Source organism: Shewanella sp. VK101, assembly GCF_056497865.1.
This window is the reverse complement of record NZ_CM151402.1, coordinates 2445636-2462416: the sequence shown is the minus strand read 5'-3', so window position 1 is coordinate 2462416 and position 16781 is coordinate 2445636. Positions and strand designations below refer to the sequence as shown.

Annotated in this window: 12 protein-coding genes; 4 read left to right on the top strand and 8 right to left on the bottom strand. The window is 51.9% G+C overall.

All coding sequences use genetic code 11. The annotated features are described in order from the left end of the window. Window positions 1–29: 29 nt before the first annotated feature. The 3 genes from ACSHSR_RS11190 to ACSHSR_RS11180 all read left to right on the top strand — a co-directional run bounded on the left by ACSHSR_RS11190 (window position 30) and on the right by ACSHSR_RS11180 (window position 4854). Window positions 30–284, top strand: coding sequence for a hypothetical protein (locus ACSHSR_RS11190; RefSeq protein ID WP_025009680.1), 255 nt, complete (start codon window positions 30–32; stop codon window positions 282–284). 3 nt (window positions 285–287) lie between these two features. After that, complete coding sequence (locus ACSHSR_RS11185; RefSeq protein ID WP_479631494.1) at window positions 288–1715, top strand: putative metalloprotease CJM1_0395 family protein; 1428 nt, start codon at window positions 288–290, stop codon at window positions 1713–1715. Window positions 1716–2022: 307 nt separating this feature from the next. Further along, entirely contained in the window at window positions 2023–4854 is a 2832-nt protein-coding gene (locus tag ACSHSR_RS11180) for a TonB-dependent receptor domain-containing protein (RefSeq protein ID WP_025888108.1), read from the top strand. Window positions 4855–4990: 136 nt separating this feature from the next. On the opposite strand, the gene ACSHSR_RS11175 is transcribed toward ACSHSR_RS11180, so the two are convergent. The 8 genes from ACSHSR_RS11175 to cmoA all read right to left on the bottom strand — a co-directional run bounded on the left by ACSHSR_RS11175 (window position 4991) and on the right by cmoA (window position 13773). Beyond that, a complete protein-coding gene (locus ACSHSR_RS11175) occupies window positions 4991–5887 on the bottom strand; it encodes a LysR family transcriptional regulator (RefSeq protein WP_025009685.1) in 897 nt (298 codons plus the stop codon). A 58-nt stretch (window positions 5888–5945) separates the two neighbouring features. Next, window positions 5946–7016, bottom strand: a complete 1071-nt coding sequence (locus ACSHSR_RS11170; RefSeq protein WP_243891887.1) for a DUF3541 domain-containing protein — start codon at window positions 7014–7016, stop codon at window positions 5946–5948. Then, entirely contained in the window at window positions 6976–8814 is a 1839-nt protein-coding gene (locus ACSHSR_RS11165) for a M3 family metallopeptidase (protein WP_208184735.1), read from the bottom strand. The genes ACSHSR_RS11170 and ACSHSR_RS11165 overlap by 41 nt, the downstream gene beginning before the upstream one ends. Continuing rightward, the gene (locus ACSHSR_RS11160; protein ID WP_025009688.1) at window positions 8786–9733 is read right to left on the bottom strand and encodes an alpha-L-glutamate ligase-like protein; all 948 of its coding nucleotides are present in this window, start codon (window positions 9731–9733) and stop codon (window positions 8786–8788) included. The genes ACSHSR_RS11165 and ACSHSR_RS11160 overlap by 29 nt, the downstream gene beginning before the upstream one ends. A gap of 1 nt (window position 9734) precedes the next feature. Continuing rightward, on the bottom strand, window positions 9735–11240 hold the full coding sequence (locus ACSHSR_RS11155) for an inactive transglutaminase family protein (protein WP_028779244.1): 1506 nt from the start codon (window positions 11238–11240) through the stop codon (window positions 9735–9737). Between the two features lie 8 nt (window positions 11241–11248). Beyond that, window positions 11249–12013: an ATP-dependent zinc protease family protein gene (locus tag ACSHSR_RS11150; RefSeq protein WP_037436565.1), complete on the bottom strand. Its 765-nt coding sequence runs from the start codon at window positions 12011–12013 to the stop codon at window positions 11249–11251. Window positions 12014–12076: 63 nt separating this feature from the next. Beyond that, a complete protein-coding gene (gene cmoB, locus ACSHSR_RS11145; protein WP_037436567.1) occupies window positions 12077–13045 on the bottom strand; it encodes a tRNA 5-methoxyuridine(34)/uridine 5-oxyacetic acid(34) synthase CmoB in 969 nt (322 codons plus the stop codon). Next, window positions 13042–13773 (bottom strand): carboxy-S-adenosyl-L-methionine synthase CmoA, encoded by a 732-nt coding sequence (cmoA, locus tag ACSHSR_RS11140; RefSeq protein WP_144164112.1) that lies wholly within the window; start codon window positions 13771–13773, stop codon window positions 13042–13044. Before cmoA ends, cmoB begins: the two co-directional genes overlap by 4 nt. 147 nt (window positions 13774–13920) lie before the next feature. Between cmoA and ACSHSR_RS11135 the strand changes: the two genes are divergently transcribed. Further along, on the top strand, window positions 13921–16737 hold the full coding sequence (locus tag ACSHSR_RS11135; RefSeq protein WP_243891879.1) for a diguanylate cyclase domain-containing protein: 2817 nt from the start codon (window positions 13921–13923) through the stop codon (window positions 16735–16737). Window positions 16738–16781: the final 44 nt, after the last annotated feature.

Below are 16781 nucleotides of genomic sequence, written 5' to 3'. Positions count from 1 at the left end.
CCACAGTCCAATACAGACAAGGGGCAATCATGCAAATTCCATCGGCTTTTTCGGCGGGAGTTCAAGGGCTGCAAAGCGCCCAGTCCGGCCTGACTCAGGCAACAGTGGATATCGCCCGTCCGGCACCTGCGCAGCAGGCCGATTCGACCCGCCCGGTTGAGGAGGCAGACAAAACCTCGGCATTGGTATCGGCATTGGAATCCAAGGCCCAGGGTCAAGCTTCAGTAGAGGTGATTGAACGCGCATCCGACACCTTGGGCAGTATCATAGATATCGAGGTGTAATATATGGTTGGCGCGCTGGCCGGCGCGGGGCTGACGGCAACAGCCGTGTCCCAGCGGCCAAGCTCGTCAATTGCCAACTTAAGCAGTGGCAGCTCCATAAACCAATCGCCTATCAGCGCCAACCCTGTCGGTAAAATCTCCGCCAGTCAAAATCCCTCTCAGGTAAGTGGCGTAAAGCCAAGCCCAATAAACCTGAGCCCATTAAACCCGAGTCAATTAAACCCGAGCTCGGGAAATCAAAGCCCAGTCAATACAAGCCCAGCCAATACAAGCGCACTCAATACAAGTTCAGTCAATCCAAGCTCAGTCAATTCAAGCCCGCTCCAAGGTTCAGCTTCACAACATTCAGAGCCACAAACCGTAAAGCCGCCGCGGGAAGCACTTGTCAGTTTGACTAAAGGAGCCCTTGGGGCCGCGGCCTTGTCCAGCTCCGGCCATTGGCATGGAGAGGTTCAAGCATCGATGCCGCTCGCGGGGACATCGGCTCAAGCATCTGCCTTTTCCGGCCAAGGGGCTGACATTGTCGGCGGACCTGCGATACCAGTGACTTTAGCGGGAGAAGCGCCTGAGGTTCCCGCTTTTAATGGCATAAATACTTCCGCCAACTCTATGGGTGGGGCAGAGCAGGATTTTGACAACACTTCCGGCAGCTCTTCGAGTCGCTCATCGAGCCAGGCTGGCAGCGAAGTAAAAGAAGGGGACGAAGGGGCGGCTCGTCAGTCAACCGGGGAGTCGAATACGACAAGCTCCGCCGAACCCAAGCCGGATGAGGCGCAACAGAAACAGCAGCAGAACCGTGAGAGTCGTGAGCAACAGGCGCTTGAGCGGGAAATCGACTCCCTGATGAAACGCGATACCCAGGTGCGCTCCCATGAACAGGCTCATGCCGCGGTAGGCGGGATCCATGCCGGACAACCGGCATTTGAATTCGAGAAAGGACCCGATGGCAAACGTTACGCGGTGGAAGGTGAAGTTCAGATAGATGTCTCTGTAGTGAACGGCGATCCGCTGGCGACCATGGCGAAAATGAAACAGGTCTATGCGGCGGCGATGGCACCTGTCGATCCCTCCATGGCCGATATCCGGGTTGCCGCCGAGGCGATGCGTAAATATAACCAGGCAAGAGAAGAGGCCGGAACCCAGAGACTTGCCGCCGCACCAAAGCCTGAACTGAGTCAAAACCTGTTGGGAGCCGCAGATTCGGCTGCTGAAAAGTCCGCGTCTTCATTTGAGCCCAAGGCTGGCGACTCTGCAAACTTCCCCATAGGCCTGTCTCGTTTGATGGGCGCCATAGCGCAGCAGTCAAATGCCTTGAATGAACAGGCTTTCAGTCCACCCAAGGCCGAATTGCAGCTCGAGTCGGGTTCAGTTGCCGATGTGATAGCCGCTGAGCAGCAACAGGCGCAGCGCATTCGGGATGAGAGTCGTTAGCGCTTCGCGCTTTGAATTTACCTTTGAGTCCAACAGCCTTACCGGCCGTCGCAAACACCCTTAGCTCCTTCAACCCTTACATATTTGATATATCTATTGTGGTTGCTGTTCTTTTCAGAGGGACTACCGGTTAGTGCTGGTAGTGCTGGTTTTGGACGAAGGATGTTTTTCATACGCGTTTATTGTTGACTATTTGTCACATTGTAGTAACTTTGTTTCTGTCAGGTTAACCCCTTGATGTGGTTATGTTTGAGAACTCGATGTGATTAAGAAATTCGAGTGACAATAATCTAATGGAATGAAGAATATGACAGCAATAAGTAATGTATCAAACGCAATAAGAGTGGCCTTGTTTGCCTCTTCTGGCGTGGCTTTGTTAGCAAGCCCTGGTGTTTATGCAGAAGAAGAACAACAAATAGAACGTATCGAAGTTACTGGGTCAAAAATTAAGCGTATCGGTGAGTTATCTCCAACGCCAATTACAGTAATTACGGGTGCGCAAATGATGGAGATGGGTATCACTAACGTTGCTGATATCTTGAACAAACTGCCATCATCAACAGTTGGTATTTCACCAGAAACTTCTAATAATACTATTTTTGCCAGCGGGTTAAATAAGACTAACCTACGTGGTTTAGGTAGTGACCGTACACTTGTTTTGGTTAATGGTCGTCGCTTTGTGGCTGGCTCAAGTGGCGATTCTGCGGTTGATTTGAATACCATTCCTACCGCGATGGTTGCTCGAATGGAGGTCATTACCGGAGGTGCCTCTGCAGTTTATGGATCAGACGCAATCGCTGGTGTGATTAATATTATTACGCGTGACGATGTGCAAGGTGTGGAGCTTGATGCTTCTTACACGCAGCCAGAACAGAGTGGTGGGGAAGAGAGCCAATTTTCCGTTACTGCTGGCGGCGATTTTCTTAATGACAAACTTTCAACAGTTTTCAATTTCACCTATGCAAAGCAGAAAGAATTACGTCCTACCGACCGAGATTTTTTAAATAATCCTGTAAGTAGTATTTATAATCCTGATACTTCGGAAGGTGCTCCTACACGAATTCCATATTATGGGCGTAAACCACTTTCTTATATTAATGAGGCCGGTACATTTTTTGCTAATGATGGCCAACAGTATACTTTTGATAAAGATGGAAACATGAAAATCTTCGATTATGGAGAAGGTTTGATTGATGGTCCAGGTACCAATGGTAACTACTGCGGACCGAGTTGTGAAGGCTATGATCCTGTAGACTATGGACAAATCCGTACGCCGCTTGAGCGTAAAGTGTTCACATTAAATACTGATTATGAGATTAATGATAATCATAAACTATTTTCTGAAATCACTTATGTAGATTATCAGTCGAATGGCGAGAGTACACCTGTTTTCCATACAAGCAATAGATTGTATGCGGATAACGCTTTCCTTACTGATGAAGCACGACAGTTGATGACAGATACAGGAATGTCAAGCCTAAACCTTTATCGTATAGATAGAGAGTTCGGTAATCGTACTTATAACCAAGATCGCGAAACACTGCGTGTACTTGTTGGTATCGAAGGTGTTATCAGTGAAAACTGGGATTACTCTTTCCACGCCCAACGAGGTCAGCTAGATGAGACAACGGTTTGGAGAGGTGAAATTTGGGCCGATCGTTACGACCAAGCTAAAGACGCTGTTTTCGCCGCTGATGGTAGCATAGTATGTCGAGATCCTGACGCACAAGCTGCTGGATGTATTCCGCTAAATCTATTTGGTGAAAATCAGGCAAGCCAAGAAGCAATTGATTGGGTTAGCACCAGTGCCGGTCGCACGGCGAAGACTACACAAACGACAGCAGGTTTAGTCGTTAATGGTGCAATGTTTGAGCTGCCAGCAGGATATATCAGTGCAGCATTTAGTGCCGATTATCGTAAAGAAGAGTCGGAAACAACACCTGATCAAGCACTTATCGACGGTACTATTTTTGGTAATACGGCTAACCCTATGAAAGGTGAGTATGATGTTACAGAGCTTGCCGTTGAATTTAGTATTCCATTATTGTCAGATACATTCCTTGCGCATGATTTAGACCTTGATTTAGCTTATCGATGGATGGATTACAGCACGGCAGGCCAAGATGATGCGTGGAAAATAGGCTTAAACTGGGCTCCTATTAAAGATCTGCGTATTCGTGCGACTAAGTCAAAATCTGTGCGGGCGCCCAATATTGGCGAATTGTTTGACCCAGCAGGGCAAACTTTTGAAAGTTTCACCGATGTATGTGATGCTATCAACGTTGAATTAGGTCCAAATGCTAATCGTAAGAAAAACTGTCAAGCTGTTGGATTACCGCAAGGTTGGAACCCTAGTGATGAGTGGTACTTGAGTAATCACCCAGGTAGTAATGCTGGTAACCCAGATTTAAAAGCTGAAACTTCTAACGATTACACAATTGGCGCCATTTATACCCCAAGTTATATAGAAGGTTTGTCGTTAACCGTTGATTACTGGGCGTTTGAGATTACTGATGCTATTGAGTATATTGATGTCGGTACTGCAGTACGTTATTGCTACGACTCTGAATCATTGGATAATGTCTACTGTGGCCGTTTTACTCGTGATGCATCTACCGGTGATATTATCGATTTCGTACAGTCGCCCGTTAACTCGGCATCATTTGATGTTAAGGGGGTAGATATTGAAGCCATATACGATATTCCAACGGATAATTTTGGTGACTTCAAGATCCATGTTATCGCAACATATCTAGAACAGTGGGAAACTAATCCTACAGGATTTGCTGCAGATCTTCAGGTTGATGTTGGTGAGTACACTGATCCACGCTGGAAGGCTATGTTTAGTCTTGCATGGGAATATGATGCACTGAGTCTTGAAGCGAGAAGTAACTACCGTCATTCTGCTGTAGCTTCTAATGATTGGAAACCTGAGAACAACAACTATAACGATATTCCGTCGTATACAGTTTGGGACTTCACGGGTTCTTATGACTTCACTGATTCGTTTTCTCTTCGTTTCGGTGTGAAGAATGCGTTCGATATTGCACCGCCGCGTAACCCATATGTTTATGATGGCGCCGGTTATTACGATACTACCGGACGTGCATTCTTCCTTGGTGCAAACTATAAGTTATAGCCTGATTTTTAAGGTATGATTTATTGATAACAGAAAACCAGTTGTTAACAGCAACTGGTTTTTATCGTAATTAGAAATTATATAATCGGTAAATATGAAGTTGCTCAGTTTTTCACTATTTATAATGAGCTCAGATTTATACTGAGCCAGATTTATGCTGAGCCAGGATCAGTGATTCCAGCAGCTTACAGGCCGGGCCTTGTTTGTCTCTCTGTGGCACTACCAGACTGAGCAGTATCTTGCGACTGCTGGAGCCTTTGAGACTGAGCCGTACCAATTGCCCATTTTCCAGCTCCTGCTTGACCAGATGCGCCGGGATCCAGCAAAAACCTATGCCTTTGGCCAGGATCACCTTGGCTTCGTGGAAGTTGCTGACGGTCCAGCGCTGCTCGGCCTTGAGCCAGCCGATTTCCTGCTGACTATTGACGCCGGTATCTTTGATCACAATTTGCAGATGTTGGGCCAGCACTCTGTCGTCTTCAATTTCAACTTGGGCCGCCAGCGGATGGGAAGGGTGGCAGAGCAGGTAGAAGTCCAGATCGCAAAGGGGCTCAGAGATATAACCCATGGGCGGGGTACCGCAAATCGCAATATCTACCTGATGGTTTTTGATCATCTCCTGGGTGCCGCTGATCACTGTGTCCCGCACTGTGACCCGGGTTCCGCGGCTCTGGGGCAGAAAGGCGGCCAGCGCCTCGGTCAGGGTTTCCATGGGGTAGACCAACTCCCTGGCGATGCTCAGACTCGGCTCCCAGCCCTGTTCCAGATTGCTGGCGAGCTGCTCCAACTCCCCCACAGCCTGAGTGACGTGACGAGAGCGACGAAGCAGTACTTCGCCGCATTCGGTCAGATAGGCCTTGCGGCCACGCACTTCGAGGAGTTGGATCCCCAACTGATGCTGCAGCTTGGCCACAGCATGGTTGAGGGATGATTGGCTCTTGTTGAGCTGCTCGGCGGCCTGGGCGTAACCACCGAAGTCGACGACGGCCTGCAGGATCCGCCACTGTTCCAATGTGGACTTGGGTCTGTTCATTTTCTAAAAACTCGTCAGATTTCGGCCTATCATGGGTGGAAACTGCCAGTTTTTCAAACTATTTAGCCTTTTTCGTCGACTCGGTCGCCTGTTTGACCGACTCGAGTGGCGTCACCTGCATCGGCAGGTATTTTCGGGTCGCCTTGAGCTCACTCAAATAGGGGCCTTTATGCAGTTTTTCCGGCCATTTGAGCAGCATCATCGCCAGCACATTACGGTGTTCACCCAGGGCCAGCGCCGGGTTACCTTTGGGGGAGCGAATAAAGTCTACTTCAGGATCGAAGGAGTTGATTATGTGCGCCTGGGTGGCTTTCACCATGGGATGATCTTTGCCCTTGCCGGCGAGCAGATAGCTTATTCCTACTTCGGCAATAATGTCGTTGGTGGCATCACTGAGGATCCGTTCGCGGTTGGCTTCGAAGTAGTCGAGGATCCAGGCGAATTCCTTGGCATCAACCGGGTGCTGATAGTATTCACTGGCGGCGAAGATAAAGTGAGTCATGCCATAGAGCTTATTGCGATATTGTGCCTTACTGAGCTTGTCATCCTCGGCATCAGGGTAGACACGTTTGAAGGCGGCCTTGTAGTCTTCCAGGTAATCGCCAACGCCAAGCTGCTTGGCCCAGTAAACATAATTGATCAGCTGCGCCGCCCAGGCTTCAATCATGGCTTCGTCGGTCAGGCCGTGCTGCAGATCTGTACTCTTGAGCCCTTTGAGCAACTTGTCGTGGCAGGGCCCGGTAAATCCCAATTCATCTATGCGACTGGCGTAGCGCAGCAGCACATCGGTATAAAACAGAAATTCGGGGAAGGGTTTGAGCGCTTTTTTGCGTGCCTTGGCCCGGGGGCCATTGCCCAGTTGGGATATCGCCTTGAGCGATTCACTTTTGACAAATTCAGGGTCGTCCAGTTGGCAGGCATAGAAGCTTTGCGCTTCAGTAACCGCAAACAGATCCACCAATGCGGCGTTGGCGTACTGCTCGTCACCTGTCATCCGATAGAGACGGATCCCGTAATGACCCTGCACCCTGGGTGGCAGCTGGTAGAGATGCTGCTCCAGATTCTGCTGAATGCGTTGATAAACCTCGTCAGCGCTGGGCTGGCTCTTGGCGGCCAGCGTACTGCTCATCACTCCCAGGCAGAGGGCAAGAGTCAGTTGACCGGTTCTCTTGAGTATTGGCATCGCGTATCCTCCGGATGAGTGTGGCCGCATCGGCAGCGCCAAACAGGCTTTGCAAACGGGCGGCCATAGGTTGGGCTGATTCGTTGACCAGCAAGAGATCAAATAGTTGCGCCGGGTTGCAGCCCCGGGTGTGAACATCTATGGCTTTGGCAAGTTGCTGTTGCCAGAGCCCAAGATAATAGAGCGGCCCCTGATCGCTGATGGCGCCAAAGCTGTAGCTATAGTCACTGACTTCGGGCCAGGAGCCATTAAAACTGGCTTCAAACGCCTTGTGCAGCTGTGGGTATTGGCTGTTGCCAAAGGCTTCAAAGCTGGCGAGGGCCACTTTGGCACGAAACACCTTGAGCTGCTGCTGGTATTCTTCGGCCAGTTGTTCGCGAGAGCCGGGAGCCGGCTTGAGTGAAAATGCAAAGGCGCCGGCCAGATAGCGCTCAAGCCAGGCTTTGCCCACACCGGCGCCATCCTGAGGCAACTCCAGACTGTTGTTGAGATAATAACGGCCGCCGCCACTGAGTTGGGCTATTGCGGCGCTCAGGGAAGAAACTGCGGTCTGATAGTCCTTGAGCTTCACTTGCTGAGGCTTAAGCACCAGCTCGCTCTGGCCGGTTTGTTGGCCGACAACGGCGCGGCGCAGCATTTTATGGCGGTTGTGTTTGCCTTCGCTGATAAGAAGTTCACCCTGCAGCCGACCATGGTGATACACCCTGAGCCAGTCGTCGTTAATCTGCTCTGTGGTTAATCCCAGCGGTTTGAGATGGTCAAACAGGGCTTTTAGTACTTCAGAGCCTTTGAGCGCGACCATTTTGGTTGACTGGGCCTGCTGTAACTCGCGGCCCAGATCCCAAGGGGCGTAATCCAGTTTTTGGGTGCTGGCATCGAGAAACTTGGCCACATCGCTTGGCGTGCTCAGCAACTGAGAACTGAGGATAAAATCACTGTAGCTCGGGTAACCGAGCGCCTTGGCTTGCTCTTGTCTCAGGGCAAAAACGGATGACAGCGGCAGTTGATTGCGTAATCTGGCGCGGCCCTGATAAGTGCGCCAAACCTTGGCGCGACAATCACCATCGGCCTGTTGCATCAAGTAAGAGGCGATATTGACTGCAAAAAAGCCGGGCTTTTGGGCTGATTGAGCGGCTTCCTGCTCCGCTGAATTCTCTTCGGGATTGAGAGCCTGTTGCATGCCGGGCAGGGCACATTGTCCCAACTCCAGCTTGAGATCGTCACTGCGCATTCCCTGGCGAATGCTGGCCTGGGCGCCATGAAGACGGGCCTTTTCCTCTATGCCCAGATGTTGCTGCATCAACCAGTCCAACCTCTGGGCCAATGCCTGAAGCTGTGGCTCATCATCCTGGTTAAGTTCGGATGTCAGGCTTATCAGCGCCGGTTCGCTCAGGAATCTATCCATGGTGTCGGCCAGTTTCAACTGACACTGCAACAGCAACTCATGCTGCGCCGCTGACAGGGGAAAACTCCGATAATAACCGAGGCGGTCATTGATATTGTGCAGCCCGAGGGTTTGTCGCTCAAGCAACTGCAGATCCTGAAATTCAGGTTGAAAATTGCTGCTGTATTCGACACATTGGGCCGTCAGCAAGGGGACGGCATCAGGCGCGGCCAGGGCAGGGGAAATGCCCGAGGCCACAGTCGATGCCAGCAGCGACGCCAACACCGACAGTGGCAGCCTGGACTTGAGGCGAGATGGACTCAGGCCGGAGTTAACGGCTGGCAAAGTGCTTCTTGGCATAAGCGACCCGTTCTTCCACTGACATGGGTTTGCCCGTCATTCTTTCCACATGCTGCAGCCTTGGCAATATCCCCATGCCATTGGCTATCTGGATGGCAAGCCCGGGACGGGCGTTGAGCTCCAGCAGCAGTGGTCCCTTGTTTTGATCCAGTACCATATCGGTCCCCAGATAACCCAGTTCGCACATCTCATAGGCGCTCGAGGCCGTGTGCAACAAGGTATCCCAGTGGGGCACCTCGATTTCAATCAGGTTACGCCCCGTGTCCGGATGCAAATCGACCGGGCAGTCAAACTGCACCGCATGCAGGCCGCGGCCGGTAGCGATATCCAAGCCGACACCAACCGCGCCCTGGTGCAGGTTGGCCTTGCCATCGGAAGCGGCGGTGGACAACCTGAGCATTCCCATTACAGGAAACCCCTTGAACACTATCAGGCGGATATCCGGAACCCCTTCATAGCTGAAGCCATCGAATACGGGATCGAACTCAATCAAGCCCTCAATAATGGCCACATCCGGCTTGCCACCAAGGGAGAACAGGCCGCTGAGGATGTTGGAAACGTGGCGATCGACCTCGCTCGGGGTGACTTCATTGCCATTGGGCTTATAGAAGCGACCATTCTCGACATGGGTGATCACCAAGATCCCTTTGCCGCCCGAGCCTTTGGAGGGTTTGATCACAAAGCCGCTGCGATCTTTTACCTGCTCGGGAATACTATTGATACCGTGTTGCTCGCGCACCACACCTATCAGATCGGGCACGGCAATATCATTGGCAAGCGCCAGTTGCTTGGTGGTGAGCTTGTCGTCCACCCGTTTGTAAAACTTGCGCGGATTGTAGCGGCCAATATAGTCGATATTGCGCTTGTTCATATTCAGCACGCCAGCGCGGCGCAGCTGCCATGGCCAGGCAAAATTCATCTTATTCTCCTGCCAGTGGCTTGAAGCGCTTGAGCTCCAGCAGTCGATAACCCGTGTACTGACCCATCAACAGCACCAGCGCCAAGATCACCAAATGGATACCCAGGAAGTTGAACACCCAGTGCTGTACCCAAGTGGCGCTCATGGCCAGATAAGCCAGAGTGGCTACCAGGAGTGAACCGCCACCTTGCACCATCACCTCTTTGGCGCCTTCCTCTTCCCAGAGGATAGACATACGTTCAATGGTCCAGGCGAGAATGATCATCGGGAAGAAGGTGATAGTCAGGCCTTCACTGAGCCCAAACTTGTACGACAGCAGGGTAAACAGGCCTATGATGCCTATCACCACTATGATCACCGCCGATATTCGCGAAATCAGCAACAGGTTCAGATGCGATAGATAGGAGCGGATCATCAAGCCAAAGGCCACAATCAGCAGGAAACCTATCAGGCCGGTCAGCAGTGTGGTCTGGATAAAGGCCAGGGCGATAAGCACAGGCATAAAGGTACCTGAAGTCTTTATTCCTATGATAACCCTAAGGAATACTACCATCAGCACCCCGATAGGGATCAGCAAAATACCCTTGAACAGGCTCTGTTCTTCCAGCGGCAGTTGATAGAGGGAAAAGTCGATGGCGTTGTTTTTGGCCATCATGTCTATGGAAGTCGCCAGGGCTGAACGTGTGTCTTTCAGCATGGAGAAGTTGACCTGGGAGTTGCTGCCACCCAGTACGTCCAATACCGATTTACCGCTGCGCTCCCACAGCACCATGTTTTCCGGACGGCCCTCTGTGCCTTTGACCAGATCGAACAGGTGCCATTTACCGTCCTGATAGACTTCGACAAAGGGGGATAGTTGCTGCCGACGGCGCTGATCTTCCAGATACAGACCATTGACTTCCTGAGTGGGAATACCGCGGCTATTGAGCATATGGACAAACAGCTTGGTGGGTGAGTTGGCCGACAGCAGCAGCTCTATGTTCTGACTGCGATCGCGACCGGCAATGGCGCGCATGATCTCACGGGCAAAAGAGAGGTTACCGGCACTGCGAGCCCAGGCTTCGTCCATCACCTGCTCGGCGGCGGCTTTCTCGGTCGCAGACCAGATATAAGGTGCCGGAGGCAGAGGTTCTTCCTGAGCCTTGAGTATTTCACGGCCAGTGGGGATCAGGGTGACTTTGTAATAGAGGTCCTGTTGGCCATTGGCTTGACGAATCGACCAAAGCGCGCGGCGGCCCTGTTCATTGTTGCTGATAGTCAGGCCATAACCCGGGGAGGTGGCATTTTCCATCAAGACTTCAAATGCCGGATCCTGTGGCAGGGAGAAAGAGACTTCTGCCGGGCCACCCGTACCCTGAAAACTGACTTTGGCATCGACAGCCCAACTTTGTACCTGCTCACCGGGCAGGAAGGGCACATTGTGTTCAATACCACGATAAATACTGGCGCTGAGCCCAACAATAAACAGCAGAGCTACCACCAGGTAGAAAGGTTTCCGTGAATGCATTACCGCTCCTATTTATGGCTCGAAATCACTAAGTCTTTGGCTTTGCCGTGCAGGTAAGCTTGGCCTACATCGACAACGGCTATGTCTTTCATAAACTTGCGGCCGAGCAGCAAAGGATATTCGAGGTGACTGCGGTCGGTAAGGTTAAGATCGGTTTCGGCGGCATATTTGCCTATTTTGAGGTGGGCGTGGATCACCGGACGGCGATCGTCTTTTTCATCGGCGTCTTGCTTGATACGGACAAAACGTACCACCTTGGATTCGAAAGTTTTTCCCGGCGCATCCGCGCCATTGATCATCACATCGAATCTAACCCATTGGGCGCCGTCACGCTCAAACAGAATAATGTTGCGGGCATCGAGTGAAGAGGATTCGGCACCGGTATCGATACGGGTATCGAAACTGGCATTCAGCTCATCGATAAAGACGCTCTCGACTTCACCGAGAATATATTTGTCGCCAATAGGTGAAGCTTCGCAGGGCGCAGGCACCTGTACTTCCTTGATGGTTTCCTTGGGGGGCTGCTGCAGTTTCTTCATCTGCTGTTGCAAACCCTGAAGCTGAGTATTCAAGGCATCCAGATGCTGTTGCTGTTGATTCTGAGCCTGAGCAATCACATTGACTATGCTGGCTTCCTGAGAGGCGAGGTTGGACTGCAAGGTCTGGGCGTCGACCGGCACCGGGGCATTTGCCACTTCCTGAGTGCTGGCGCAGCCGCCGGCAAGTGTTGCCATGGAGGCCATGACGGCGATTGAAATCGTCTGTTTCAACATAGTGCTTCCTGTATTCTGTTTTCCAGATTGCGTCACTTTTATATAGGGTTCGGTGAACTCGACTTACTTAATCGCGATAAAGGTTGCCCGTTTGGGGGCGGGGTAACCTTCCACTGTCAAATTGATGTCGGTCGGATCGAGGTAATCCACCAGAGATTCGTTGCGCATCCAGGGCGTGGAGCGTTGCTCGGCCAGTGAAGTAACATCAAGATCGACACAGCGAACCTCACGAAAATCGCACTTCTCAAGCCAGAGTTGCAACGCGGCAACGGACGGAATAAACCATACATTATTCATCTTTCCATATCTATCCCGTGGCAGCAGTACGGCATTTTCATCACCTTCTATGACCAAAGTCTCCAACACGAGTTCACCTCCGGTTCGCAATTGATCACGCAATTGCAACAAGTGGTCAATTGGTGAGCGCCTGTGGTACAGCACCCCCATGGAGAACACAGTATCGAAGGCGTCCAGTGGCGGCAGTTCTTCTATACCCAAAGGCAGCAGGTGCACCGGCGGAGTCCCGCCGGTGAGGCGTTTGACCGCTTCAAACTGGCATAAAAACAGTGAAGAGGGGTCGACACCGACAACCATTTTGGCGCCTTCACCATACATGCGCCACATGTGATAGCCGCTGCCGCAACCTACGTCCAGCACGGTTCTGCCTGCCAGTGGGCTGATATGGGGCGCGACCCGCTCCCACTTCCAATCGGAGCGCCACTCGGTATCGATATGAATGCCATGGATATGAAATGGCCCCTTGCGCCAGGGATGCAGCAACTGCAGCAGGTTTTCCAGTTTTTCCCGCTGTCCTGTTGCTAGTTGCTCCCCGGAGCCTATGGTGACACTGTCTTTGAAATCCAGGCTGTCGGGGCTGGGGTAATTGAGCTTGGCGAGCACTTTCTCCCACTTGGGCAGGGCACCGTGCTTGTGCTCTCTTTGCCAGTCGCCGAGTTTGGCCGGCAGTGTTTCCAGCCAATGCTGCAGATTGGAGTCGGCAATCTGTTGATAGAAATTACTGAAACTGATCACTTGATAGCTACCATGGATGTGAAATTGAAGCACTGGAACCAGACACCGTAATGGGCAAAACCGGCCTGGGATAATCTGTTGTAGTGATTGTTGAGTTGATCAGGTTTCATCACGTTTTCCAGTGCGCTGCGCTTTTGGCTGATCTCCAACTCGCTATAGCCATTGGCGCGTTTGAAATCCAGATGATGTTCATCCAGTACTTGCTGGATAACCTCATCGCCGAAGCGGATTTTTTCCGACAGCACCAAGGCGCCACCGGGTCTTAAGCCAGCATATATTTTCTGGATCAGGGTATCGCGATCCTCGGGCGGCAGAAACTGTAAAGTAAAGTTGAGCACCACCAAGGAGGCGTCTTCGATGGCGATATCACGGATATCACCACAAATAAGCTGCACTTTGGTATCGCTGACATAAGCATTGAGATATTCCTGGCAGCGCTCGGTCATCGCCAGCGAGTTGTCGACGGCGATAATCTCGCAGCCCTTGCCTTCAATACGCCTACGAATACTTAAAGTTGCCGCGCCAAGAGAACACCCTAAATCATAGACTTTACTGTCTTGTGTCACAAAGCGCTCGGCGAAGTCGCCAATGGTGTTGATTATCTGGCCGTAACCCGGCACAGAGCGGCGGATCATATCGCTGAATACGCCGGCTACCCTGTCATCAAAAGCAAAGTCTGAGACCTGACCGCAGTCAGTCGCATATATGGTGTCTTGAGAAGTGTTCATCTGAAATCTTGTGCGGGAAAATCAGTGACGTATTTTACCGAATCCCGCGTGAAAGCAGCAAGTGCGCTCTGGTAATTGACGCAAATTTTTTGTCTAATAGTGCAGGAATAACAAAATAATTACATCGCCTTACCAGGAAATAAGCACTTGAAATCGCTGACCTCTCTTTTGAGTCTATTGTGTGTGCTCGTATGTCTGCCGCTGGATGCGGCCACTCAAGTCCAGTCCCCCGCCAAACCACTCGTCATAGTGATGGGGGAGGATAGTTATCCCTACCAATTTGTTGATGATGCCGGCCAGCCGCAGGGGATCCTGGTTGATCTCTGGCAGGAATGGAGCCGGGTCAATCAAAGACCCATCACACTAGTGGCGCGGCACTGGAACGATTCCCTGAAGCAGCTCAAAGAAGGCAAGGCGGATGTACACCTGGCGTTAGCGCTGACCCCAGAGCGCGAGGCCGAATTTGAATTTGCCAAGCCCATCAGTCGTATTGACACCTACCTCTATCTGCACTCTGAACTCAGGCACAAGGACAGTTTTGAGAAGCTGCTGCCGTATCGGATAGGGATAGTCAAAGGCTCGTCCCACGAATCGGATCTTAAGGCTCAGGAGTCCGGCCTGTCATTTGCCTTATACCCAGGTCGCGACGCATTGCTCAAGGCGGTATCCCGCGGAGAAATCAAGGTGTTTGCCGGCATGGAAGGGTATCTTCGTGACCGGCAATTGGCCCGCAGTATTGCCCAGCAATATCCCACAGCCAACCGGATGCTGATAAAGCATTCGCCGGTGGCGCCGGCTGTCGTCAAAGGCAGGCAGGCCTTGGTGGCTGAAATCAATAATGGCTTTGCCCAGATCACTCCTGAGTTTATCGTCCAGACCCAGAGGCGCTGGTTGGGGTATCGTGCCGATCAGCATGGGATCACGGTTGCCATGCCACTGAATATGGAGCCGTTTTCCGATCTTGGCCCGGATGGCTTACCCCATGGCCTGTATGTGGATATCTGGCACAAATGGTCCGCCAAAACCGGGGTGCCGGTGGAGTTTGTTGCCGGTAGCATGAACAGCACTCTGGAGCAGGTCAAGCAGGGGATTGTCGATGCCCATATAGGCTATCCGGAAAGTGACGATCTCAGCTCTGGACTCAAGCGTGCCTGGCACTTACACACCCAAAGCAGCCGTCTGTTTCTCAAAGGCCAGATGGAGAGTCCGCTGGCGCTATTGGACGGCAAACGCTTGGGGATTTTCCCGTCATCGCCTTATATCACAGAGCTGAAACAGGCCTTGCCCAAGGTACAGCTCAAGTATTTCGACTCTCTCGATGCCATGGTCAATGCCGCCGACCGGGGCGATATCTCAGGCTTCGTCTCGCCCTCGGCCTGGACTCAGCACTATCTGTTGACTCATGGACTCTGGGCCGGTTACCAGCAAGCAAAAGCCTTGCAGTTCAGCTCAGATATCTATGTGTTGACCCGCAGGCAGGACGATGGCCTGACCCAAAGGCTGATCGCAGGCTTTAACCTGTTGACCCGCGACGAGTTGGCGGCGCTGGAAAACAAATGGATGCTCAATAGTGACGATCATGTTTACAGCAGGGATCAGAGTCGGCTGCCATTGACCCAGGTAGAGCTAGGCTATCTTGAAAGCTTGCCCGAGCTTAAAGTGGGTTACCTCAAGGATTGGCCCCCCTTTGAATTCAAGGATGAGCAGGGGCAGTTTGCCGGAATTAATGCCGACGTGATGACGAGGGTGGCGCAACAGTTGGGGCTTAAACTGCTGCCCGTGGCTTTCGATGAGTGGCGTGATCTCCTCAAGGCGCTTGGTAGCGGCGAAGTGGTGATGGCCGCCAGTCTGGCGGCGAGGGACGAGCAACATGCTGCGCTGGCTTTTTCCGACGGTTATTGGCCATCGCCCTGGGCCATGGTTTCCACCGTGGATCATCTGAATCTTTATAGCCTGGGACAACTCAATGGCCAGCGAGTGGCGATTGTTGAAGGTTATCAGTTGGCCGGTGAGCTTATGGCCAAGAGCCAGGGCATAAGCCCAGTGTTGGTGCCCGGCATGCGCGAAGGGTTGGAAGCCGTCAACCTGGGAAGGGCAGATCTCTTTATTGATAAAGTGGTATCGCTGGCCTCGGCACTTTCTACCGGGCAATATCCGGCGCTGAAGATGAACCTGATAACCGATATGGCCGATCAAAAGAGTCATATTGGCGTCACGCCCGGCTATAAACCCTTGGTGCCTTTGATTAACCGGGTAATAAGCGGTATAGATGACAGCCAACGGCAAAGGATCCATGAAAAATGGGTTGGCACTGTGATTACCGACAAGAGCCAACAATACAAGGAGTGGTTGGGCTATTTTCTGCTGGCACTCTTGATTGCGCTGTTTATTGTACTGCTGGTGTTGCAGCTCAATCGGCGCCTCAGCAGGGAAATGAGCTTAAGGCGTGAGGCCGAGCTCAAGATGAAGCATCTTGCCAATCACGATCCGCTCACCGGCTTACCCAACAGGGCACTGCTCGATGACAGGTTGGAGCAGGCGTTTTTGCAACATGCCAGAGAGCAGGAGCGTTTTGCGGTGCTGTTTTTGGATGTCGATGGCTTCAAAGCCATAAACGACACCTATGGTCACGAGGTGGGTGACAGAATGTTGGTGCAGGTCACTCAGCGCCTGGCAGCCGTGATCCGTAAATCTGATACTCTGGTGCGCTTTGGCGGTGACGAGTTTGTGGTGATACTCAATCGAATTCAGGATTTCGATGCCGTCTGTCAGGTGGCGGATAACTTGATCCAATCGCTTGCCGGACCACTCAAGTGGCAAAACATCAGTGTGCAGCTGTCACTCAGTGTCGGGATCAGCGTGTATCCGGTGGACGGCGACAACGCCATCGAACTGCTCAAACGGGCCGACCAACTCATGTATCGCGCCAAAGAGAGTGGCGGCAGCTGTTATCGCAGTGCCTGATTGTTGTTATTTTGAACGCTCGTGCCTTGACCTTGGTTCAGCCA

Bases quoted from the DNA above. Each gene is read 5' to 3' on its own strand.
- ACSHSR_RS11155 (WP_028779244.1), bottom strand. From the start codon at position 11,240: ATGCATTCACGGAAACCTTTCTACCTGGTGGTAGCTCTGCTGTTTATT.
- ACSHSR_RS11185 (WP_479631494.1), top strand. From the start codon at position 288: ATGGTTGGCGCGCTGGCCGGCGCGGGGCTGACGGCAACAGCCGTGTCC.
- ACSHSR_RS11160 (WP_025009688.1), bottom strand. From the start codon at position 9,733: ATGAATTTTGCCTGGCCATGGCAGCTGCGCCGCGCTGGCGTGCTGAAT.
- ACSHSR_RS11190 (WP_025009680.1), top strand. From the start codon at position 30: ATGCAAATTCCATCGGCTTTTTCGGCGGGAGTTCAAGGGCTGCAAAGC.
- cmoA (WP_144164112.1), bottom strand. From the start codon at position 13,773: ATGAACACTTCTCAAGACACCATATATGCGACTGACTGCGGTCAGGTC.
- ACSHSR_RS11165 (WP_208184735.1), bottom strand. From the start codon at position 8,814: ATGCCAAGAAGCACTTTGCCAGCCGTTAACTCCGGCCTGAGTCCATCT.
- ACSHSR_RS11180 (WP_025888108.1), top strand. From the start codon at position 2,023: ATGACAGCAATAAGTAATGTATCAAACGCAATAAGAGTGGCCTTGTTT.
- ACSHSR_RS11150 (WP_037436565.1), bottom strand. From the start codon at position 12,013: ATGTTGAAACAGACGATTTCAATCGCCGTCATGGCCTCCATGGCAACA.
- ACSHSR_RS11175 (WP_025009685.1), bottom strand. From the start codon at position 5,887: ATGAACAGACCCAAGTCCACATTGGAACAGTGGCGGATCCTGCAGGCC.
- ACSHSR_RS11170 (WP_243891887.1), bottom strand. From the start codon at position 7,016: ATGAGCAGTACGCTGGCCGCCAAGAGCCAGCCCAGCGCTGACGAGGTT.